This window comes from Spiroplasma endosymbiont of Amphimallon solstitiale (genome assembly GCF_964030965.1).
Taxonomy (GTDB): Bacteria; Bacillota_I; Bacilli_A; order Mycoplasmatales; family VBWQ01; genus Spiroplasma_E.
In genome coordinates, this window is the sequence record NZ_OZ034999.1 from 575,437 (window position 1) to 597,153 (window position 21,717).

The window sequence follows — 21,717 nt, forward strand, 5'->3', positions numbered from 1 at the left end:
TATTAATTATATTGAACAAAAATTATGACAATTTAATATTGATATTCTTAAATTTATTCAAATATTAGTGAAAATTGATAAAGATTTATTAAATAGTAAAACATTTAATATTAATGATGAACAAGAAATTAATAATTTAACAGTTAAATTAAAATTATTTAATCCCGAAAATAACCAATTAATAGGAGAAAACAATGGACAACCAAGACAACAAACCACAAACCAAGTTTCCACAGAAACAAAAGCAAACTAAACTTAATCAAGCAAATGTAGAAAATGATTATTTAATTGATAATATTCCTTATGACTTTACAAATATGATGAGTGCTACTAGTGACCCAGATATTAATAGAGCATACGATGAATTTAAAAAAAGAACAATTTATATTTATGAAATTGAGCGTTTATTTAAAAATAATGAAAATAATAGTTTAAGATTTTCAGCAAATACTATTAAAATAGGTTTTATTGATATTGATAAAGTATTAAAAACTACTGCTGCTGAAACATCAGACTTTACTATGCAATTAAATCAAAGAGCAAGTACTAATATTAATGATAATACAATTGAATATAGTATGACTGATATTAAAAATTTAATATTTCAAGAAATAAATTTATTAAATCAATTTAAGTTATATGCAGTATCTATTAATGAACAATTAACTGAAAATAATATTGATAATTTATATATTATTAATAATTATTCACAACCTTATCAAAATCCAAAAACAAGAAGTACTAAAAGTATTACTATTATCAAAATTAAAGATTTTAAAACAAGAGATGGTTACCCAATCATTATTAAATTACAAAAACCATTAGAAAAAGATACAAAAGTAATTGGTTTAAAAATTAAAGCCCCTAGAAGCATGATTTTCGGCAATATAAAGGTACTTGGTGAAGTTGACAATATGGAAGTATATCCAAAGTTATTTGTTAAAGATAAGGTAGCATTTCCGCTGTTATCAATGCCTATTGAAACTCAACCAAAAGTTAGAATATTACAACAATGATTTAGTGAACAAATATTACCTTGAAATTTAGCAAAACAATTCATAGGACAAGAAAAATCAGTTTTAGATTTGATTAAAATTAGTAGTGGAACTGAAACAAGAAAAGAAGTTATTAAAAACGCAAGAGTTACACATGCTTGATTAGGATATGAATTTAGTAATGTTTTAGGTGGTAAATGACCACTAAAAAGTCAAAAAGAATTAAAAGATAAAGAAGTTTGAGATTTTGTAGGTGAAAGTCAATTTTATCAATATGTTGCAACTAATAATAGATTTGATGATATTGAAATTGAAATAAAAGACGCACCAACTAATGATAGTTTACAACAACTATTATTAGATATGCTAAGTTATACATATAACTATAATAGAAACTTCGAAGGTGATACATATAATGATAATGGTAAACCAAAAAATGATATTGCAAAATTACGTGCAAAATTTGAAGGACAAAAACCTGATGAAGTAATTACTAATTTATTTAAACAATGAAAATTAGATTATCCTAATTACATAAATTTACAACAAGTAAAAATTTTTAAACAAATATTTATCATGTTGTCGGAATATATTTATTCAATATTATCAATTAATAAAGGTTTAAACGATGATAATAAGATTTTATTACCATATTATTTTGAATTAAAATCAAGTCCAATACATCCTAATAAAGATGATATTTGACAATTTAAAGATGTAAAAGTAATACTAAAATCTGCATATTTTGATTTTGCAGATATCAATAATATTAAGTTAAAAAATAATGATATTAGTCAAAATGAGTTATTTAAACTTGATGATAATCAATTTAATTGATTATCCATTACAAATGAATTAGAAACGAATAACATACCATCATTAATTCCAGCGGATTGAACCTTAGGTAATGGTGAATATGGTAAATACTTTACAAGAGCAATTATTAGTAATAATAAAGTGGAAAATGCTTTAAATTTATATGGTTCAAATAAATCACAATTATTTTCTAAATTAGAATTTTATAAAGAAATTTTGCAAATTGATAATACTAATGAATTTGAATTACAAATTGAAAATCCGATTAATAATTTAAATCGGATTGAAATAAGTGGAATATTTGGTTCTGGAAATTATGATTTAATTTTAATAACAGATAAACAAGAAATAAATTTAACTAATATTAATTTATTTGATAAATATAATGAAAATATTTCTTATATAAATTTAGAAATTTAAATTATTTATCAAAATATCCATCTGGATAAATTCCATCTCACTTGATATCATAACTTTCATCTGGTTTAATTCCAAAATATAATTCTATTTTGTGTTCATCTTTTGTTTTGTGTGACCATATAGTTGTTCCAGCCCCCCCCAGTAAACATTATACTGATGTCCTAAATAATATTGTAAATCATTAGTTTTATGATGTGCTATTGAACCAACTATTAAACCAGTTGTAGCAAGAAATAATGCTAAAATTGATGTTATTTTATAAAAATTTGTTTTTATTCATGTTTTCATATTAAATTACTCCTTTTTGAACATTTAATTTATATTGAGTAGTTGCTGTTTGATTTTGTAAATCATTTGAATTTATTTCATATTTAAAATATTCAAAAACATCAATTCCTTGTTCCGTATTATTTTTTAGGCAATGTTTAGTAATCTGTGTAACTTACAAAAATAACTATGTTTAATTAATTCTAGTAAATATAATTAAATGACTAGAAAGAGTGAGTTACAGATGGCTAAAAAACAAAATATTAATAATAATGATCCAATATCAAAAGCAGTAGATTTATTATTAGAAAATACTGAAGATTTAACAACAGTTTTTAAAGAAGGGGGTTTATATAAAGAATTAACAAAACGTTTAGTTGAAAAAATGTTGAATTCTGAAATGCAAAATTATTTAGGATATGAAAAAAATCAACATAGTAATACTGAAAATGCTCGTAATGGTACAAGTTCAAAAAAATTAATAACTCAACAAGGTAAAATTGAGATTGATGTACCAAGAGATCGCAATAGTGATTTTACTCCTGTAATAGTTGCAAAAAGACAGCGAAGATTTGATGGTTTTGATCAACAAGTGCTTTCACTATATGCAAAAGGTATGACTCTATCTGACATTAGAATGCAGTTACAAGAGTTATATCATGGTGCTGATATTAGTGAAAGTGTTATTAGTCAAATTACTGATGATGTTATTGATGATGTCAAAGCATGACAAAATCGACCATTAGAAAGCATTTATCCGATTGTTTATTTTGATTGTATAGTAGTTAAAGTTAGACAAGATAAACGGATTATTAATAAATCAGTTTATATAGCATTAGGAGTTGATTTAGAAGGTAAAAAAGATGTTTTAGGCTTATGAATTAGTGAAAATGAAGGTGCTAAATTTTGATTAGCTAATTTCACAGAAATGAAAAATCGAGGCTTAAATGATATTTTGATTGCTTGTAGTGATAATTTAACAGGCATGTCAGAAGCAATACAAGCAGTTTATCCTAAAACAGAACATCAATTATGCATTGTTCATCAAATTCGAAATAGTTTAAAATATGTTTCATACAAACATCGAAAAACTCTAGTTACAGATTTAAAACCAATTTATAGTGCATGTAGTGAAGAACAAGCAATGCAAGCTTTAGAATCATTTGAAAGTAAATGAAATAAACAATATCCCCAAATTGCTAAATCTTGATATAAAAATTGAGAAAATTTGATGATTTTTATTAGTTATCCTGCAGAAATCAAAAGAGTAATTTATACAACAAATGCTATTGAATCTGTTAATAGTCAATTACGAAAAGTTATTAGAAACAAAAAAGCTTTTCCTAATGATATGTCAGTTTTTAAAATATTTTATTTAGCAATTGAAAATATAACAAAAAAATGAACATTGCCTATTCAAAATTGAAATACAGCAATTGCTCATTTTATGATAAAATTTGAAGATAGAATTAATCTGAACTAGTACTTTGTAAAACAAAGATACACAGATTTCTAAAAAGCCTCAAGAACAAGCAATGCAAGCTTTAGAATCATTTGAAAGTAAATGAAATAAACAATATCCCCAAATTGCTAAATCTTGATATAAAAATTGAGAAAATTTGATGATTTTTATTAGTTATCCTGCAGAAATCAAAAGAGTAATTTATACAACAAATGCTATTGAATCTGTTAATAGTCAATTACGAAAAGTTATTAGAAACAAAAAAGCTTTTCCTAATGATATGTCAGTTTTTAAAATATTTTATTTAGCAATTGAAAATATAACAAAAAAATGAACATTGCCTATTCAAAATTGAAATACAGCAATTGCTTATTTTATGATAAAATTTGAAGACAGAATTAATCTGAACTAGTACTTTGTAAAACAAAGATACACAGATTTCTAAAAAGCCTCATTTTTTAATATTTTTTCATTTATATTCTTAAAATAATTATGTTTTCAATTTTTATATTCTCTCTTTTTATTATTAGAATTAAAATTATTATTAATAATTTGTTGTTTTTGTTTTTGATTTGAATGTTTAATAAATAAATTATAATTATTAATTATTCTTTCTTTTAAATCTAAATCAAAATATCAAAAATCTAAACTTCAATGAAAATGACTAATATATTTTCGTCAGCATTTTTGTGCAATAACATAATTAAGTTCTTCAAACTCAAATTTTAAAATATTTGTATTTAATTCATCTTTTAAAACAGTAAGAAATTGTATATTTTGAATTAATTCTTTTTCATAATTAATATTTTCTTTTAATAAAGTTTTATAAGTGGCTAATTCAATAATATTTTTTTTCCAATCATCATTTATAATTTTTATTAATTGATTATTATTAACAACTATTTTCATATTAAATTACTCCTTTTTTCCTTGATTTTACTTATAAATTGTACTATTTTTGATTATTTTTACAAGTATGCTTTTAAATGCAAAATAACGCCTAAATTAAAGGCGTTTATTTTATGAGACCTATACTATTAATTATATTGAAATTGTTTATTATATTTTAAATATGAAAGCATTTTTTAAAATATTTTTTATTTTATTTAAAATAACACTTATATATTTATATAATAATTAAGTAAATTAATTTTTTAAATATATTTACAATAAATTTAAAATTTAAAAAAAGTTAGGAGAAAAAATATGAGTTTTAATTACTTATGAACTTTAAATGAAGCAACTAAAAGAATGTATCAATCATTTAGAGATGATGTAAAAAATCAATGAGAAAAAACAGATTGAAGAATCTTAAAAGAAAGAGATAGAAAATATATCCCCGTTAAAATTAAAACAAGAACTAGAAATACTATCAATGGTCTTGTTACTTATAAATGTCGTGATTATAAATATTATGATGAACAATTAAAAAAATGAGTTCCTATTTGTTTATTAGATGAAAAATTGCAATTACCTAAATACAAAAGGACTTGTCAAGATATCAAAAATAATGTTATTGAACATTTTGCAGATGGAAAAAAATATCGTGATATTTTACATACTATGAAACAAACAAAATTTAGTACAACAAGTATTGGAAGAGTATTTCAAGAATATCAAGTCAATAAATTAGATGTTCCTAAAATAAAATTAGAACCAAATCAATTTATTTATATTAGTATTGATGATGGACATCGTAAGTTTTGAAAATTTAAACGTAATTCTGGTAAATATTCAATGCGCTTAGTATTATTTTGTACAGATAATATTAATCATAAATTAGTTAATAAAAGAGTAGATGTAATAATAAGACCAACAAAAACAGCAATTGGTGTTAAAAAAACTGCTGAATTTATTTTAGAACAAGGAAATAGATTTTTTGAAAATTTTGACCAAGCAAAAATTATTATTTGTGGTGATAGTGCAGAATGAATTAAAGATGTTGCTGATTATTTAGGTGCACAATTTGTTTTAGATAAATTCCATTTAGTTAAAAAGTTATATGTAGGAATAATTGCTGGAAATAAAGGAAAATATTGAAACGAATATAATACTTGTAGAAATTTTATTGAAAATTGTCAATATGATGAGTTAATAAAATATATGAATGAAATATTAAAAAATCATAAAAAATTAAAAAAACAATATTTTAAAAATAATAAACAAGGAATTGAAAATCAAGGTGCTAAATGAAATATAGGTACTTTTGCTGAAAGTAATATTTGATATATTTTAAAAGAAATGCTTGGTAATAGAACATATAGTATAAATATTTATATTAAAATGGTTATTTTTAAGTGTAATCTTGTAAATTCTAAAACATAATCAAAATTTTTATTTTTATTAAAATATTAAAAACTTATTAAATTAAAAGTTAATAAGAATTTTTGTTGTGTATAAATATTAATTTTATTATTGATTTTTTCAATATTTGTATTTTAATTGAAATTAATTTAATTTAGTAGTAAGATGTATTTACAATTGCATATAATTACAGTTATTTCTTCTCTATAATTTGAAAGAAATGTTTAAAAAGTAATTATATCCTCCGTTTTTGTTACCGTCCCAATAATTTTCATTACCATTCCAAATCATACTTTTTTATCTTGTGCAGCATCTTTAAAATTACCTTTTGCTAAAGTAATTCCAATTGCCAATCATGCTAATGGCGTACATAATGCCTCTAAAGTTTTTGTTACTTTAAACAATGGTGGAAATGTATTCTCTAATCGTAATGGTGAAAAATATTGACCACTAGTAATATCATTTTGATCAGGAACAATAGCAATTCCAGGAATTAATTGTGTAACTCAAAAAATAAATCCAACCATAGTTGCAATTAAAATTGGATTTAAAAAAATCTGCTTTACATTCTTTATTAAATTTTCCTTTAATTTTGTAGAAAAGTAGTGGTATTAGTAAAATTAGCAAAAATATATTTTTATATGGTATTTTTAATATTAAAGAGGTGATTTTAAATGAATAAAAATACAGTAAAAGAAATTTTAAATAATTTGTCTGATAAAGATTTTATTGAGATTTTTAGAGAAAATAAAACTAGAATTAAACAAATTGAGAAAAAAGAAAAATTCTTTAATTTTTTAGAAAAGTAATTATACATGATAAAGTGTTATTTTTAGAGAATTTTTACACTAAATAATGTTACTTTTAACAAATTTTTAATTAAAAATAATATTTTAAGTGTAAATTGATGAATAATTTTTGGTCATCCATACTTTTCTACATAATTAAAAGAAAAATTTGAAGCAGTCGAACAAAAATTCAAAGAGAAAGGGATTCAATGTCCAGATTGTAGTTCTTTTTTGTGTACTAAATATGGTAGTAAAGATTATAAGCAAAGATATAAATGTAAAAGTTGTAATATTACTTTTCATGCTTTTAAAAATCATTATTTTTATTGAAGTCATTTATCTCATGATCAATGAGATTTATTGATACAAATAGCTACTTTAGGTCAATCTGCTTACATTATTTCTCAATTTATTAATACTACAAATAAAACTGCCTGATTTAATCGTCAAAAATTTATGAAATCAACACAATTAGTAAAAACACAAAATCAATTTGTAAAATTAAAAGCTAGAATTGAAGTTGACGAAACTTTTATCAAAGAAATTCATAAAAGAAACTTTAAAGATCCAAATGATCCAAGAAAACAATGAATTGAAGAAAATGCTAAAGATTTAAATTGTTGTATTCAAATGGCAATTGATGAAAACCGAAATATCTATGCTCAAACAACAAATACTAAAAGATTAAATAAAAAATGAGTACAAGAAAACTTAACATCGAAACTTATCGAAGAAAATTCAATTATAGTTTGTGATATGCAAGTATTATATGATACAGTAGCTAAACAAACTAAATCCACTATCCAGCAGTTTAAATCAAAAGAAAATAAAGAATTAAATTATAAAAAATTAAGTAATTTCAGTAAAATACAATCAAGTTTAAAAGAATTTATTACTCATTACCATGGCATTGGATTTACCAATATTCAAAATTACCTCAATTTATGGAAATGAAAATATCAACACTACGGATTAACCCCTTATCAAAAATCCAATGTGTTATATTTCAGTTTGTAAAAAAAATAAATCCCAAAATTTAATAAAATCAAATTTTAAGTCAAGTTGATGACTTTTTTTATTTTACCACTACTTTTCTACATAATTAAAAAAATTTTCTCTTTTTATTACTTTCATTTCTGATTTAATTTGTGCATATCCATCAGTATTTAGTTTTGCATCAACAATAAAATCAGCACCAATTTGTCCTTTTGTTACTACTGCTGTTTTAATAGGTTTGCTCATTACAATAAACCCTAATGAATATAAAAATATTCGATATGGAATATTAAAAATATTAGCCGGTAAGGTGGCAGCTCCATTATCAAATAGTGCTGTTACTACAGGAATTCCAAAAAATGTTGTTGAAGCAAATACAGTACACATTGCTAATGTATCTTGAATATCCTTATCATATTTAATATAAAAATATTTAGCAACTATTCCCAGTATCATATAGAATAAAAAACCAACTAGTAAAATTGCAACTTGCGTTTTAACTTGCTCTGTTGTTGTATTTGTCATAAAACCATCAAAAGCTAAAGATGGTAAACCAACAACCATAACAATTTTAATTAAAACTGCTTCTCAGTCTTTTTTAATGTCCCTCTCTTCGTTAAAAATCAACCTAAAAAATTACAAATATCGTTGCTAAAATTGTACTTCAAAATCCTCAAGCTTTTAATGTATTTATAACAGCTTGACCAACATCAGCTTGTAAATAAAATTGCATATTTCTTTCTATTTCTCCCTTCTTTAATACTTTCTCCTTTCTCTAAAATCTAAGTATTTTGTAACTACTTATGTGTTATTATATAACTTTCAAATAAAAAATAAAACTAATTTACCAAATTTTCAATATTGTGTATAGAGTAATAAATTTGGTAAATTAAAGTTGTAATATTTTTTTTAAAGTTATAGATCCATTCTTTTCATAGTTCTAGCTGGTGATTTTTGTCTATTATCTTCTTCTGGAATAAATCCATTTACTCTAGTTTCACTAGCTTCTTTTTCTAACTCTTTTAGTTTATTTTTTCATTCTTGAAATTCTGATCATATTTCTTTTGTTTTTTCTTCGGATTCAATTTGATACTTTTCTTTTTTATTTTCAGTAAAAACATCTTTTATTTTTTTTATATGTTTAGGTTCTAAATATTTTGAAAATGCAATATTTTCTTGTCATTTTTCGTTTCATTGATTAATTGATTGGTAATATTTTTTTGAAAACTTATTTCTTTTAAACTTTCGATTTAATTCTTTTTTTAAAGTTTTAAAAGTTTTTGGTTCATTTTTTTCTCTAGTTTGTTGCAAACAATTTAAAATTCTTTTTTCTATTGCTTCTTTTGAATTTAAAAATATGTCTTTTAAATATTGAACTTCTTCTTCTAAATTATTTGATCTATTTTCTAGTTCTTTTATTTTCTGTTCTAATTCAAGTTGATACTTGTCTTTTACATTTGAAAACATTACTGTTCTTAATTTTTTAGCACATTCACATAAAATTTTGTAACAAATACCAGCAATAGTAAAAGGTAATCAACCCATAATAGCACTTGACACAACAAATATACTAATCATTGGTGTGATAATTATTTTAGCAATAGGAGATGTAGCACCCCACACAATAAAAAATATAAAACCATGAAAAATCTTTCATATAAACCTTTTAAAAATTCAATATTTATCTTGTACTTCTTCTGTAATATTTTCTTGTTTTTGATTTGTAATAGTTCTTACAAATTCTAAAAATGGTGTTCTAATGATAGTTGTATGTTTAGATTCTTTTTTTATAAGCTTTTCATTATTTTTAATTTCATTTAAAAATTGCTTATAACATAAATGTCTAATTTGTTGAACAATTTCATTATTTTCAAAATAAACTAATAATTCTCAAACTTTTTTTCTTTTATCATCATGTAATCTTAATAAAAAAAGGTTTTATCTTTTATTTTTACTATTTCATCATAAATAAAATAGTTTTCATTATTTGGTTTTTCGATAATTGTTCTAAATTGAAAACATTTTTTATCTTTTTCATCAAAATGATTTTCAAATTTACATGTTTCACCATGATGTCAATTTTTATGACACCTAATAAAATTTTTAGTAAATAATGTTAAATCTGCTACATTTCTTAATTCTTCTTCAATAATAGTTTTTGTTTGTAAACTCATTTTGATTCCCCCTTATTTAAATAAAAAACCATTATTTTAAAAATAAAAAACAATAGGTTTATTTAGTTTACACTTATTTTTGCTAAAGTTTTAAAATTATGCAATAAACTTTTTAATATTTTACAAATATAGAAAAAAAGATTTCAATTGAAATCTTTTTTCCATATAATATTTTTTACAAGTTTGGTAAATTTAATTTAGATTTAACTGTTGATGATTGAGTTTGTAAATCAATTGCATTAATTTCTTTTTTTTCGATGTCATCAAAATCACTATCACATTCTAAATTACTTTCTAATTCATTAATTTTGTATTTTAATCTTTCTGCCAAATTCATATTGGAACTTTCAATATCATTTATTTTAAATCATTTTCCATCAAATAATAATTCATATACTATTGTTTCTTCAGATTTATCATTTGTATTTAATAAACCAGAATAATTTTTTAATTTTGTAGAAAAGTAGTGGTAAAATAAAAAAAGTCATCAACTTGGCTTAAAATTTGATTTTATTAAATTTTGGGATTTATTTTTTTACAAACTGAAATATAACACATTGGATTTTTGATAAGGGGTTAATCCGTAGTGTTGATATTTTCATTTCCATAAATTGAGGTAATTTTGAATATTGGTAAATCCAATGCCATGGTAATGAGTAATAAATTCTTTTAAACTTGATTGTATTTTACTGACATTACTTAATTTTTTATAATTTAATTCTTTATTTTCTTTTGATTTAAACTGCTGGATAGTGGATTTAGTTTGTTTAGCTACTGTATCATATAATACTTGCATATCACAAACTATAATTGAATTTTCTTCGATAAGTTTCGATGTTAAGTTTTCTTGTACTCATTTTTTATTTAATCTTTTAGTATTTGTTGTTTGAGCATAGATATTTCGGTTTTCATCAATTGCCATTTGAATACAACAATTTAAATCTTTAGCATTTTCTTCAATTCATTGTTTTCTTGGATCATTTGGATCTTTAAAGTTTCTTTTATGAATTTCTTTGATAAAAGTTTCGTCAACTTCAATTCTAGCTTTTAATTTTACAAATTGATTTTGTGTTTTTACTAATTGTGTTGATTTCATAAATTTTTGACGATTAAATCAAGCAGTTTTATTTGTAGTATTAATAAATTGAGAAATAATGTAAGCAGATTGACCTAAAGTAGCTATTTGTATCAATAAATCTCATTGATCATGAGATAAATGACTTCAATAAAAATAATGATTTTTAAAAGCATGAAAAGTAATATTACAACTTTTACATTTATATCTTTGCTTATAATCTTTACTACCATATTTAGTACACAAAAAAGAACTACAATCTGGACATTGAATCCCTTTCTCTTTGAATTTTTGTTCGACTGCTTCAAATTTTTCTTTTTTCTCAATTTGTTTAATTCTAGTTTTATTTTCTCTAAAAATCTCAATAAAATCTTTATCAGACAAATTATTTAAAATTTCTTTTACTGTATTTTATTCATTTAAAATCACCTCTTTAATATTAAAAATACCATATAAAAATATATTTTTGCTAATTTTACTAATACCACTACTTTTCTACAAAATTAAAGGAATAATTAGATTCCTCTTTATTTGGATTTTTCAAAGTAACACTTAATTTATACATACCAAATGATAAACATAGTTCATCAAGGGGTAAAGAAATATTTTTAGTTCAAATTATTTCCTTAGAACCTGTTTAGAATCTTTTCGAAAATAATGTAAAATGATTATATATTTTAAAATAAGAGGTATATATGCATAAAAATTATCCAAGTCATGTCACCAAAGAACAATTTGAGAACATAAAATCAATTTTAGAAAATAGCAAAAAGAAAACAAAACCAAGAAGTTTAGATTTATATGAAGTATTTTGTGCAATTTTATATGTATTAAAAAGTGGTTGTCAATGAAGAATGCTACCAAAAAATTTTCCAAAATGACAAACTGTATATTATTATTTTCAAATTTGAAGTAAAAATAATGGTAAAGAACCTAGTGTATTGCAATTAATTTTAAAAAAAATTAGTTAAAAAAGTTCGTATCAATAATAATCGCAAAGAACAAACTAGTTTTTGTATAATTGATTCGCAAAGTGTTAAAAATACAGATACTACTGAAAATAAAGGTTATGATGCTGGTAAAAAGATTTCAGGCATAAAACGTCATATTGTTGTTGATTCTCAAGGTTTACCACATGCAATTTACATAACCACAGCAGAAAAAACCTTTAATTTTGTAGAAAAGTAATGATACATGATAAAGTGTTATTTTTAGAGAATTTTTACACTAAATAATGTTACTTTTAACAAATTTTTAATTAAAAATAATATTTTAAGTGTAAATTGATGAATAATTTTTGGTCATCCATACTTTTCTACATAATTAAAAAATTTTTCTTATTGTTTCAAATTTATTAGGTATTAACTCAGTTAATCCACTAATAAGATTTGAAATACCATAAGCATTTAAACTAATATATGTATCTCAATCCATTAATGACTGATTTTCTTGTTTATTTAATAGTAATCATGGAGAACCTTCTGTTGTAGTTGTAGTAGTTATTGGAGTTGGTGTTGTTGGAATAATAGGATTAATATTATTTTCAGTTCATTTACTATAATTTGCTAATCCAATTGTTCCTAAACCTAAGAACCTGTTTAGAATCTTTTCGAAAATAATGTAAAATGATTATATATTTTAAAATAAGAGGTATATATGCATAAAAATTATCCAAGTCATGTCACCAAAGAACAATTTGAGAACATAAAATCAATTTTAGAAAATAGCAAAAAGAAAACAAAACCAAGAAGTTTAGATTTATATGAAGTATTTTGTGCAATTTTATATGTATTAAAAAGTGGTTGTCAATGAAGAATGCTACCAAAAAATTTTCCAAAATGACAAACTGTATATTATTATTTTCAAATTTGAAGTAAAAATAATGGTAAAGAACCTAGTGTATTGCAATTAATTTTAAAAAAAATTAGTTAAAAAAGTTTTTTAATTATGTAGAAAAGTATGGATGACCAAAAATTATTCATCAATTTACACTTAAAATATTATTTTTAATTAAAAATTTGTTAAAAGTAACATTATTTAGTGTAAAAATTCTCTAAAAATAACACTTTATCATGTATCATTACTTTTCTACAAAATTAAAGAAAAAGTTCGTATCAATAATAATCGCAAAGAATAAACTAGTTTTTGTATAATTGATTCGCAAAGTGTTAAAAATACAGATACTACTGAAAATAAAGGTTATGATGCTGGTAAAAAGATTTCAGGCATAAAACGTCATATTGTTGTTGATTCTCAAGGTTTACCACATGCAATTTACATAACCACAGCAGAAAAAACAGATCGTAATAGCGCTATAATAATGATTGAAAATGAAAAAGAAAATCTTTCTGCAGTTCAAAAAATAATAGTAGATGCTGGTTATACTGGTGAAAAATTTGCTTCTGAAATCAAAACAATCATAAATGCAAATGTTGAAGTGATAAAACGTAATGAATTACATACTTTTGTAGTATTACCAAAAAGATGAATTGTAGAACGAAGCTTTGCTTGATTAGAAAAATACAGAAGATTATGAAAAAATTGTGAAAGAAAACTAAATACTAGTTTACAAATGGTTGTTCTTTCATTTATTTCAGTTTTATTAAAAAGATTCTAAACAGGTTCTTAGAATCTTTATTAATACAATTCAATACTACTGATTGTAACCATTCTTTTTCTAATCCTAATAATTGCTTTGAAATAGTTATTTCTGTTGATAATTCTTTACGAAATGCTTGTGTTGCTGCTACTCAAAATATTTTTAAGAAAGATGACTTTTTATTGGGTAATGTTTTTAACTTTAATCTATCTAAATGACTAACTTTTGCTTGACTTTTTTCTTTATTCATAAATTTTTCTCCATTCAAATTAATAATCTTATTTAATTTTATTATATGACCAAGTTCTCCATTAATAATTAATATTTTAACTATTAATAAATTCATTATTTAAATAACATAGTTATTCGAAAATTATTATTTTTATTTATTTTACTGTTTTATTTAACATATCTTTTTATCTTCCTTTTCTCTAAAACTTTAATTTAATAAAAAGACTTTCATTTTATTTAAAAAACCAATATTAATAGAATAATATATTAATATTATTCATTTTTCCAGTCCAATTAATTACACGACACTATCTTAATTTTTAATTTGATATAATTATAAAAAGAGTAAGTATATTAAAAATAGATTGGGGGTATTTTTATGATAGGGGAAATAAATTCTAGTTCAATGAAAGAACCAAAAATTTATCGTATTGGTCTATATAGCAAATTAACAATTCTTATTAATGGCCTTCTAATTACTACAAGTTTAATGATAGGTTGGGGTTTATGAGCAACTATTGGTCGAGATGCAGTTGATAACTATATTAAATGATTCAATAATCCACAACAACCTAATTCTAATTTACAAATTAGTTTCAATATAATAAGTATTATTGTTTTCATAGTCTCTGGTTTATCTTTAGCATTAGTAGTCGTACCTTTTATTTTTTTAAAAACTAAAAATAGTGTATCAGCACTTTTTTGTTTAATAAGTTTTATTTTTTCAGCAATATTTGTTATCTTTCTTATTGTATTTTTTATTTTTAGATTTAAAACTTTTACTTTCTTAGCTAATAAAAAAGACGGCGAAATAATAAATACAACCGGTAACTTTCTAATAGCTTTTTTACCATGAATGTTGGCTGAGCTATTTGCAATACTTTTATTAATCCACAGTCTCTGATTAATTATTAATATTACCTCTAAATACAAATCAAATACACTATTAATGCCTATTGCTAAACCAAAAGCAAAACAAGAAACAGTAATAGCAAAACAAGAAGTTGATGATACGATAACGCTTCCTAACGTCGTACCAATACCAGTACCTCAAAACAATGGACAACAACAAATAGCAAACCAAGAAACTAACAATACTGTTCTTAAGCAAGATCTAACACAAGAAAAAATAATTACTAACCCTTCAACAGCAACTGTCCATTATACTAATCATGAACTATCACAAACACCAACGCAAGGTGCCTATCATGCCGAAACTGTTTCACCAACACCAGGTACTCTTACTAATCTTAAATCCGAATCTATTACAAATGAAGAAGAAATAAATGATAATATCGAAAATGCAACAATATATTCAGAACCAACAGTTGAAAAAACAAGTGTAGAAGATACAACAATATATTCAAAATCACCAACAACAGAAAGTAATATTAATACCGAAACTAATTACCAACCAAAAAATCAAGGTGGTTTTGATGTTAAAGACAGTAGTTATTCTGAATCTGAAACATCTAATTTTAATGAACAAGCAACAACAATAACTGTTGAAGAAACACAACCAATAATAGAGAAAACAAACACAAAAACAAAAAAAGAAACAATCGAAGTGCAAAAAGTTACTACTCACCATTGAACATTAGAACAAATTGAAGCTGTTTGAGAAAAAGCGGAAATAATTGATGGTGTTAGTGATAAATTATATCGTAAAGATTATGGTGGTGCTTGAATGTTTCGTAATTCATTTACCACTGATTATAGTGCAGCAGATAACTTAGAAACTTACTCTTGAACTATTGTTCTACATCGTCCTACTAGTCAACAAGGAACAACTGAATTATATAATCTAGATCCAATGAATATTGTTAATGCAAAAAGTAAAGGTGAAAATTACCCTTCTTGAAAAACTAAAATTTCTTCAAAAGGAAATAAAAATATTGCAAAAGAACAACATTGAAAAGCACGAACATAAATATAATAAATAAATACCAATTAAACTTAAAAACAATTTATCTTGCTAACAAAAATAAGTCAGTTTTACCAATTAATTTTTTAGAACAACTATTAATACTACTTAAACCATTGACAACCACTATCAAAGAATACAACTTTGAATGTACTATTAATAATACTAATTTCACAACTCTACAATTATTTTCCAAATTTCAAATTAATCGTTTAATTTGAAAAATAATTAGTTTTCAAAATCAATTAAATAACAAATTTAATTATCAACAAAGTATAAAAATTATTAATGATGCTATTAACTTAAAAATTAATAATTTCTCAATTGATTTAAAATATAATCTTCCTCATCAAACAGTAATTGATGTTAATAATGATTTACAAATATGTATGCAATTAAAAACACCTCATATTAGCTATGATAGTTATAATCACAAACAAAATCTTACTATTAAAAGATACATTAATAATTTCTTAAAAAAACACAAATATGATAACTATGAATACTATAGTTATAGTAAAGATACTAATAATCAATCAAAATATACTATTGCATATTGTTTATTAGAAAACTATTATGGAATTGGTCCAAATGCTGTTTCATATATTAAAACAGAAGATAAAGCAATAATAATTACTAATAGCAATAACATTAATAATAACAATCAAAAAAATAGTATTTTATCAACAAATGAAATTTTAATCCAAAAATTAATACAAGGTTTATTACTAAAAAAGGGAATAAAATTTAACAAAAGTGATAAGATTCTAGAGCAGCCACTGATTAGTAAATTAATCAAAAATAAACAAATAAAAATAAAAAATAATCATTTATCTTGCACAAATAGTTCCTGATTATTGTTAAATGATTTAATAGTTGATATTATAACTAATACTACTATTTAAATTTAGGGCGGTTGTCAAAGTTACGAAATAATTAATTATCATATTAGTAACTTATTTCCAAATGAATTATTTTAAAAATCATTAAAATTAGACAAAATTACTCTCTTTTCTTAAAACATTAAATTTATATTTTTATATTCGACGTATTTTAAAAAAATAAAATATACATTTTATAAGTTAAATTAAAATTATCAACAAGGAAAAAGACAAGAAATAATCTTGTCTTTTTTTGTAATTGTAAAATTTTAAAATTTTTATTATTAACACCCTTTAAATATCTACTACACGCAGTGACCAAGTAGGAGAAAGTTAATAATTAATAATCTTCTTTAACACTATTATCAACACGTGTTAGGGAATTAAAACAGTGAACCACAACACAGTTGTTAAAAATAGTGGCCAAAACATGTGGACTTGCATGGATAAATAATAAGTGGAGTGATACCTAATAAATTATACTAACCAGTAATGGTAATTCTTGGGGTGGGAGCGAATTGGAAACTAGTATATATAGACCTACTAGGGAACCTACTATATTAATTCTATTCTTTATTTAACCAACCTTACCACCACCAAGTGAGTAAGTGTTGGTTTTATTTTTTATTTTTTTTGAAAAATTTTTTGGGCGAGAAAATAAATTTAAAACTTGTAAAAAAAATTAAGCGAGGCCGGTTCAATTAAAATATTAATTTACTAAACATAAATTAAATAAATATTGAATCGAATGCCTTAATGTTTTTTAAAATTTTATAATTTATTTTTGAGCCCATTTTTCTTAAAAAATATAATTAATAGTATTAATAATCTAAAAATAAAAATATATATTCTTTATGCTAAAAGCAACAGAATATATTAGAAAAGAAAGTAAAAATGGAAGAAAAAGACAAAAAAGAATTAGAAGTAGAACAAAAAATAAAAATAGTAAAAGAACATCAAAAAAAGTGATTAAAAATAAAAATAATTATTTATTCAATTTCAACTTTAATTGGATTAATAATTTTATTAATTGCTGTAAATAAACATTAAAGAAATAAATAAAATTATGAATATAAAAGAAAATAAAAAATGTGAATTAAGAATTTGTAAAAATAAAGTTTGATGAGATTGTATTAATAATTCTACTAAAACTATTAAATATAAAAATTGACCAATACCTTATTTAATATGTGATAGTTGTTATCACAAACTACCTAAATACCTTAAACAAACAGCAAAAATAATTGAAAAGGATATTTTGATTATGAATAAAACTAAAAAGAGAAGAAAAAGATGTGTAGAATGTGATGAATTATATAATGATGATGATATAAATATGCTTTATCATTTTAAAACGGAAGAAGAAGCAGAACAACATAATATTAAAAAATATGAAGATAATTATGATATTGATGAGCATTTAGATTATTCAAAATCATATGGATATGTTTGTGATTGATGTAGGAATGATTAATAAATGCAATATGACTTAATTATTGGTATTGATCCAGCAGGAATAGGTACAAGTGGAATTGTTATATATTCAAATGAAACTAATAATATTATTTTTAATGAAACATTTAAAGCAAAAACTGTTTTAGAAAGTAAAAATCAATTTAAAAAATATTTTTCATTGATTAAAAAGCAATTTGATAATAAAAAAATATTAGTTATTGTTGAAAATTTCTTTTTAAGTTCAAAACAGTTATTAACTAATCCATTAGCAACACCAAAAGTTATTGGTGCTTTAATGGTATTAGTACAAGATGTTATGAACTGAGATTATCATGAAAATGAACCAAAAAACAAAAATAAAATAGAAAATTATAAAGGAAATATAAAATTTACAAAACATGAACAAGACGCTTATAAACATATTCAATGTTATTTAAGGAATTATAAAAATGAAAAATAAAGAAAATTACATTAAATTAACAGTAAAACTTAGTAACACTATTGAAGCAAAATATCATGAGAAAGGTAATAAACAATTATATTATACTGTTCGTGGTCAATGAAATGGATTAAACTATGTTACTTTAATTTTTAATAATCCAAAATTTTACAAACGATGTATTTTATTAAACAAAAATGATGAAATTATAGTAACTGGTCAAATCTTTAATACTTTAAATATTCCTAAAAATCGTGCATTTTGTTCAATTAATGTTAAATGATTTAAAAAATGAAAGGAATAAATAATAAATTTTAATGAATGATACATGAAAAAAATAAAAGAAACTTTAAAAATTATTGAAAGTGATAGTTATAAAGAAGAACTAAAAAACATAATGAAATCATTGAAAAACATAAAAATTTAATGAAAGGAATAAAAATGAATAAAGAAAAATTAATTAATTATATTAAAAAACAACAAAAATTCTATAATGGTACAGAAATAGATTTAATACTTGATATTTTATTACAAAAAATAATTAATGGTGAATTTAATAATGAATAAATGTAAAAAATGTAACAAAAGAATATGATTAAGTAAAAATTGATGTATGAAATGTTTAGAAATAATAGTTAATAATTTAACTAAAAATAAGGAGAAATAAATAATTTTAGAATTAATATCTTTAATAGAAGATTATAAAAACTGTAATTTTTATAATAATTATTTAATTTATAAAATAATGAATTTTATTATAAGAAAGGATAATAAATAATGATAATATTACCTACTTTATTTGGTGATAAAGATGAAATTGAAATATTAACACCATCACCGCAAGCACTTCGTACTCATAATGATATTAGAGCAATTATATTAATGAAATATCCAAATGTTAAATCAGAACATATAATTATTTCTGATCCAGAAGATAATGTTGCATTAATAGTTGGTGATAATGATGTTTATCAAGGTTGAGTAAAAGTTTGAATTAAAAAAATAGAAAATTAAAGGAAGAAAATTATGCCAAATATAGAAAACATACAATCAAATTATACTTTATTAAAATTAATAAGAACTGGAATAAGTCCCATTTCAGCAATGATTCGTACAAGTGCTTATTATGGCCAACTTATAGGAAATCCAATATTAGGTTCATTTAATAGTTTATTATTTGGTAAAAAATTAGGATTAGATATATGAAATTTAAATCAAAGACCAAGTAATAAAACAAAAGTAATTAATAGTAGTAAAAAAATATTATTAGGTTTAGGAACAATTGGTTTAGCAAACTATTCAAAATGAATAGAAAATACTACTAATCCAATAGAACCTACTACAACAATAACTCCTACTACTACAAGCACAACTACAACAACTACTGAAACCCCACCATGACCATTATTAAGTACAAATAATAATCCTAATAATTTAATGGATTGAGATACTTATATTTCATTAAATGCTTATGGTATTTCAAATCTTATTGCAGGATTAACAGAATTAATACCACATAAATTTGAAACAATAAGAAAGATATGTAATATGGCTACTGGTGGTTGTTTAATATCAAGTGGTGTTGCTATGGGTATTAATAATGATTTTAATAATGCTTATGCTATTCCAACGATATTTGCTGGTGCAAGTGAAATTATTCATAATTTATTACCTATGGAAAGAAAATTTGATGTAGAAATGCAAGAAACTTCATTTACAAATGAAATAGCACATTTAATTAATAATAATAGATTTTCAATTAATAGTGAAACAACTAGTCAATATGGTAGTGATAATATGAGTGAAGTTAATGTTAATGCAAATTTAGAATTTGATGAAAATTATTATCATTTATAAAAAAGGAGAATATTAAAATGAAATATGCTTATTTATTAAAATATAAAACTAATTATGGAATTGAAACAAAATATAAATTATTTTCTACAATTGAAAATGCTATTAGTTTTCATAGAAATTATAAACATCATATATTAGAAAATGCTTATATTCAAGATTATCAAATATTAGTAATGGAATTAGATACAAATCAAAAAATTAATTAATGAAAGGAAAATATTGAAATGAAAGAATTTATACATGAATTAATTATTATTGGAACAAGTGTAGGAACATTACTTTGTCGAGAAATTATTGTTTTATTAAAAAGATTTATTACAACTCCAAAACATGTTAGAGCAAATAACAAAATTATAAAACATCAAAAAAAATTAGCAAAACTAAATGAAAAAATTAATAAAGAAATTAAATAATAGAGGAGAAAAATAATATGACAAAAATTGAATTTAATGAAAAATATAGAAAACAAGATATCAAAATTAATAGAGATTTTGAATTATATATTTCAAACTGTTTTAATTTTTCTAATAGACTTACTGCATAACGTTTTTAAGTTTTAATGATAAATTATAAAATCCTGCAATTAAATTAAATCTTAAAAATATTCGTTTTCTGCCTTTTCTAAATTTATAACCAATAATTTTAAAATATTTTAAAAACGCAAAAACATGTTCAACTTTTCTGCGAGTTTTATTAATAATCTTATTAAAAATTTTAATTTTACTTGTTTTAGGATTGTTTTTACTAGTTTTAATAGGTAAAAATGTATTAGCATGAATTTTTTGTAAACCTTGATAACCTTTATCTGCAATAATTATAGTTTCTGGTGAAAATTTTAACTTTGAATTTTTAAAAGTTTTAAAATCATGATTTTTACCAATATCAGGAAAAATATTTAAAATTTCATTAGTATGTGCATTAATTATGGTTTGAAACTTAACAGTATGCATTCATTTTTTACCAGAAAATCAATCTTTTTGGTTATATTTTGGTCGTTCTGTTTCTACTTCTGTTACATCAATTATCAAAATTTT

General features: G+C 22.4%; 29 protein-coding genes and 5 pseudogenes. 22 read left to right on the top strand and 12 right to left on the bottom strand.

Annotation, left to right across the window (positions count from 1 at the left end; all coding sequences use genetic code 4):
* The first annotated feature begins 67 nt into the window (after window positions 1-67).
* Both AAHH39_RS03540 and AAHH39_RS03545 read left to right on the top strand, forming a co-directional pair.
* Window positions 68-253: a hypothetical protein gene (locus tag AAHH39_RS03540; protein ID WP_342218851.1), complete on the top strand. Its 186-nt coding sequence runs from the start codon at window positions 68-70 to the stop codon at window positions 251-253.
* Window positions 195-2,231, top strand: a complete 2,037-nt coding sequence (locus AAHH39_RS03545; RefSeq protein WP_342218852.1) for a hypothetical protein — start codon at window positions 195-197, stop codon at window positions 2,229-2,231. Before AAHH39_RS03540 ends, AAHH39_RS03545 begins: the two co-directional genes overlap by 59 nt.
* Window positions 2,232-2,315: 84 nt before the next feature.
* On the opposite strand, the gene AAHH39_RS03550 is transcribed toward AAHH39_RS03545, so the two are convergent.
* Window positions 2,316-2,519, bottom strand: a complete 204-nt coding sequence (locus AAHH39_RS03550; RefSeq protein ID WP_338974980.1) for a hypothetical protein — start codon at window positions 2,517-2,519, stop codon at window positions 2,316-2,318.
* Between the two features lie 223 nt (window positions 2,520-2,742).
* Between AAHH39_RS03550 and AAHH39_RS03555 the strand changes: the two genes are divergently transcribed.
* Entirely contained in the window at window positions 2,743-3,981 is a 1,239-nt protein-coding gene (locus tag AAHH39_RS03555) for an IS256 family transposase (RefSeq protein WP_342219298.1), read from the top strand.
* Window positions 3,982-4,021: 40 nt separating this feature from the next.
* A pseudogene (locus AAHH39_RS03560) lies at window positions 4,022-4,372 on the top strand (transposase); the annotation flags it as partial.
* 29 nt (window positions 4,373-4,401) lie between these two features.
* Here the strand turns inward: AAHH39_RS03560 and AAHH39_RS03565 are convergent.
* Window positions 4,402-4,869 carry a hypothetical protein gene (locus AAHH39_RS03565; protein ID WP_342218854.1) on the bottom strand — a complete coding sequence of 156 codons (468 nt, stop codon included), beginning with the start codon at window positions 4,867-4,869 and terminating at the stop codon, window positions 4,402-4,404.
* Between the two features lie 297 nt (window positions 4,870-5,166).
* Here AAHH39_RS03565 and AAHH39_RS03570 point away from each other — a divergent pair, with 297 nt between their 5' ends.
* A complete protein-coding gene (locus AAHH39_RS03570) occupies window positions 5,167-6,285 on the top strand; it encodes an Mbov_0401 family ICE element transposase-like protein (RefSeq protein ID WP_342218849.1) in 1,119 nt (372 codons plus the stop codon).
* A gap of 203 nt (window positions 6,286-6,488) precedes the next feature.
* On the opposite strand, the gene AAHH39_RS03575 is transcribed toward AAHH39_RS03570, so the two are convergent.
* Window positions 6,489-6,791: a hypothetical protein gene (locus AAHH39_RS03575; protein ID WP_342218855.1), complete on the bottom strand. Its 303-nt coding sequence runs from the start codon at window positions 6,789-6,791 to the stop codon at window positions 6,489-6,491.
* Between the two features lie 147 nt (window positions 6,792-6,938).
* Between AAHH39_RS03575 and AAHH39_RS03580 the strand changes: the two genes are divergently transcribed.
* Window positions 6,939-7,073, top strand: a complete 135-nt coding sequence (locus AAHH39_RS03580; protein ID WP_342218856.1) for a hypothetical protein — start codon at window positions 6,939-6,941, stop codon at window positions 7,071-7,073.
* Window positions 7,074-7,096: 23 nt separating this feature from the next.
* On the opposite strand, the gene AAHH39_RS03585 is transcribed toward AAHH39_RS03580, so the two are convergent.
* Window positions 7,097-7,246, bottom strand: coding sequence for a hypothetical protein (locus tag AAHH39_RS03585; RefSeq protein ID WP_342218857.1), 150 nt, complete (start codon window positions 7,244-7,246; stop codon window positions 7,097-7,099).
* 10 nt (window positions 7,247-7,256) lie between these two features.
* Here AAHH39_RS03585 and AAHH39_RS03590 point away from each other — a divergent pair, with 10 nt between their 5' ends.
* Complete coding sequence (locus AAHH39_RS03590; protein WP_425288917.1) at window positions 7,257-8,069, top strand: transposase; 813 nt, start codon at window positions 7,257-7,259, stop codon at window positions 8,067-8,069.
* A 69-nt stretch (window positions 8,070-8,138) separates the two neighbouring features.
* On the opposite strand, the gene AAHH39_RS03595 is transcribed toward AAHH39_RS03590, so the two are convergent.
* From AAHH39_RS03595 to AAHH39_RS03615, 5 genes are all read right to left on the bottom strand, one after another.
* Entirely contained in the window at window positions 8,139-8,675 is a 537-nt protein-coding gene (locus AAHH39_RS03595; RefSeq protein WP_342218859.1) for an AEC family transporter, read from the bottom strand.
* A 288-nt stretch (window positions 8,676-8,963) separates the two neighbouring features.
* Entirely contained in the window at window positions 8,964-9,626 is a 663-nt protein-coding gene (locus AAHH39_RS03600; RefSeq protein WP_342218860.1) for a hypothetical protein, read from the bottom strand.
* A gap of 344 nt (window positions 9,627-9,970) precedes the next feature.
* Window positions 9,971-10,222 carry a hypothetical protein gene (locus AAHH39_RS03605; RefSeq protein WP_342218861.1) on the bottom strand — a complete coding sequence of 84 codons (252 nt, stop codon included), beginning with the start codon at window positions 10,220-10,222 and terminating at the stop codon, window positions 9,971-9,973.
* A 175-nt stretch (window positions 10,223-10,397) separates the two neighbouring features.
* Window positions 10,398-10,559 (bottom strand): hypothetical protein, encoded by a 162-nt coding sequence (locus AAHH39_RS03610; protein WP_342218862.1) that lies wholly within the window; start codon window positions 10,557-10,559, stop codon window positions 10,398-10,400.
* 198 nt (window positions 10,560-10,757) lie between these two features.
* Window positions 10,758-11,681, bottom strand: coding sequence for a transposase-like zinc-binding domain-containing protein (locus AAHH39_RS03615; protein WP_342218863.1), 924 nt, complete (start codon window positions 11,679-11,681; stop codon window positions 10,758-10,760).
* Between the two features lie 311 nt (window positions 11,682-11,992).
* Between AAHH39_RS03615 and AAHH39_RS03620 the strand changes: the two are divergent.
* The 4 pseudogenes from AAHH39_RS03620 to AAHH39_RS03630 form a co-directional block, all read left to right on the top strand.
* A pseudogene (locus AAHH39_RS03620) lies at window positions 11,993-12,464 on the top strand (IS5 family transposase); the annotation flags it as partial.
* 489 nt (window positions 12,465-12,953) lie between these two features.
* A pseudogene (locus tag AAHH39_RS03625) lies at window positions 12,954-13,175 on the top strand (transposase); the annotation flags it as partial.
* 62 nt (window positions 13,176-13,237) lie between these two features.
* Window positions 13,238-13,354 (top strand): annotated as a pseudogene (locus AAHH39_RS13275) (IS30 family transposase); the annotation flags it as partial.
* A gap of 80 nt (window positions 13,355-13,434) precedes the next feature.
* Window positions 13,435-13,914: pseudogene (locus AAHH39_RS03630) on the top strand (IS5 family transposase); the annotation flags it as partial.
* On the opposite strand, the gene AAHH39_RS03635 reads toward AAHH39_RS03630, so the two are convergent.
* Together AAHH39_RS03635 and AAHH39_RS03640 are read right to left on the bottom strand one after the other, a co-directional pair.
* Window positions 13,886-14,146: a hypothetical protein gene (locus AAHH39_RS03635; RefSeq protein WP_342218864.1), complete on the bottom strand. Its 261-nt coding sequence runs from the start codon at window positions 14,144-14,146 to the stop codon at window positions 13,886-13,888. The pseudogene AAHH39_RS03630 and the gene AAHH39_RS03635 overlap by 29 nt on opposite strands.
* Window positions 14,147-14,667: 521 nt before the next feature.
* On the bottom strand, window positions 14,668-15,060 hold the full coding sequence (locus AAHH39_RS03640; protein ID WP_342218865.1) for a hypothetical protein: 393 nt from the start codon (window positions 15,058-15,060) through the stop codon (window positions 14,668-14,670).
* A 16-nt stretch (window positions 15,061-15,076) separates the two neighbouring features.
* On the opposite strand from AAHH39_RS03640, the gene AAHH39_RS03645 reads away from it, so the two are divergent.
* The 11 genes from AAHH39_RS03645 (at window position 15,077) to AAHH39_RS03695 (ending at window position 21,096) form a co-directional block, all read left to right on the top strand.
* A complete protein-coding gene (locus tag AAHH39_RS03645) occupies window positions 15,077-16,057 on the top strand; it encodes a hypothetical protein (RefSeq protein ID WP_342218866.1) in 981 nt (326 codons plus the stop codon).
* Entirely contained in the window at window positions 16,039-16,956 is a 918-nt protein-coding gene (locus AAHH39_RS03650) for a hypothetical protein (protein ID WP_342218867.1), read from the top strand. Before AAHH39_RS03645 ends, AAHH39_RS03650 begins: the two co-directional genes overlap by 19 nt.
* An 870-nt stretch (window positions 16,957-17,826) precedes the next feature.
* On the top strand, window positions 17,827-17,982 hold the full coding sequence (locus AAHH39_RS03655) for a hypothetical protein (protein ID WP_342218868.1): 156 nt from the start codon (window positions 17,827-17,829) through the stop codon (window positions 17,980-17,982).
* Window positions 17,983-17,998: 16 nt separating this feature from the next.
* Window positions 17,999-18,406: a hypothetical protein gene (locus AAHH39_RS03660; protein WP_342218869.1), complete on the top strand. Its 408-nt coding sequence runs from the start codon at window positions 17,999-18,001 to the stop codon at window positions 18,404-18,406.
* Window positions 18,407-18,409: 3 nt separating this feature from the next.
* Window positions 18,410-18,847 (top strand): hypothetical protein, encoded by a 438-nt coding sequence (locus AAHH39_RS03665; protein WP_342218870.1) that lies wholly within the window; start codon window positions 18,410-18,412, stop codon window positions 18,845-18,847.
* Window positions 18,837-19,130, top strand: coding sequence for a hypothetical protein (locus AAHH39_RS03670; protein WP_342218871.1), 294 nt, complete (start codon window positions 18,837-18,839; stop codon window positions 19,128-19,130). The genes AAHH39_RS03665 and AAHH39_RS03670 overlap by 11 nt, the downstream gene beginning before the upstream one ends.
* A 137-nt stretch (window positions 19,131-19,267) precedes the next feature.
* Window positions 19,268-19,393, top strand: coding sequence for a hypothetical protein (locus tag AAHH39_RS03675; RefSeq protein ID WP_338956665.1), 126 nt, complete (start codon window positions 19,268-19,270; stop codon window positions 19,391-19,393).
* A 210-nt stretch (window positions 19,394-19,603) separates the two neighbouring features.
* A complete protein-coding gene (locus AAHH39_RS03680; protein ID WP_342218203.1) occupies window positions 19,604-19,840 on the top strand; it encodes a hypothetical protein in 237 nt (78 codons plus the stop codon).
* Window positions 19,841-19,852: 12 nt separating this feature from the next.
* Complete coding sequence (locus AAHH39_RS03685; protein ID WP_342218872.1) at window positions 19,853-20,683, top strand: hypothetical protein; 831 nt, start codon at window positions 19,853-19,855, stop codon at window positions 20,681-20,683.
* Window positions 20,684-20,700: 17 nt separating this feature from the next.
* The gene (locus AAHH39_RS03690) at window positions 20,701-20,889 is read left to right on the top strand and encodes a hypothetical protein (protein WP_342218873.1); all 189 of its coding nucleotides are present in this window, start codon (window positions 20,701-20,703) and stop codon (window positions 20,887-20,889) included.
* An 18-nt stretch (window positions 20,890-20,907) separates the two neighbouring features.
* On the top strand, window positions 20,908-21,096 hold the full coding sequence (locus AAHH39_RS03695; RefSeq protein WP_342218874.1) for a hypothetical protein: 189 nt from the start codon (window positions 20,908-20,910) through the stop codon (window positions 21,094-21,096).
* Window positions 21,097-21,216: 120 nt separating this feature from the next.
* On the opposite strand, the gene AAHH39_RS03700 is transcribed toward AAHH39_RS03695, so the two are convergent.
* Entirely contained in the window at window positions 21,217-21,711 is a 495-nt protein-coding gene (locus AAHH39_RS03700; protein ID WP_342218875.1) for a transposase family protein, read from the bottom strand.
* Between the last annotated feature and the right edge of the window lie 6 nt (window positions 21,712-21,717).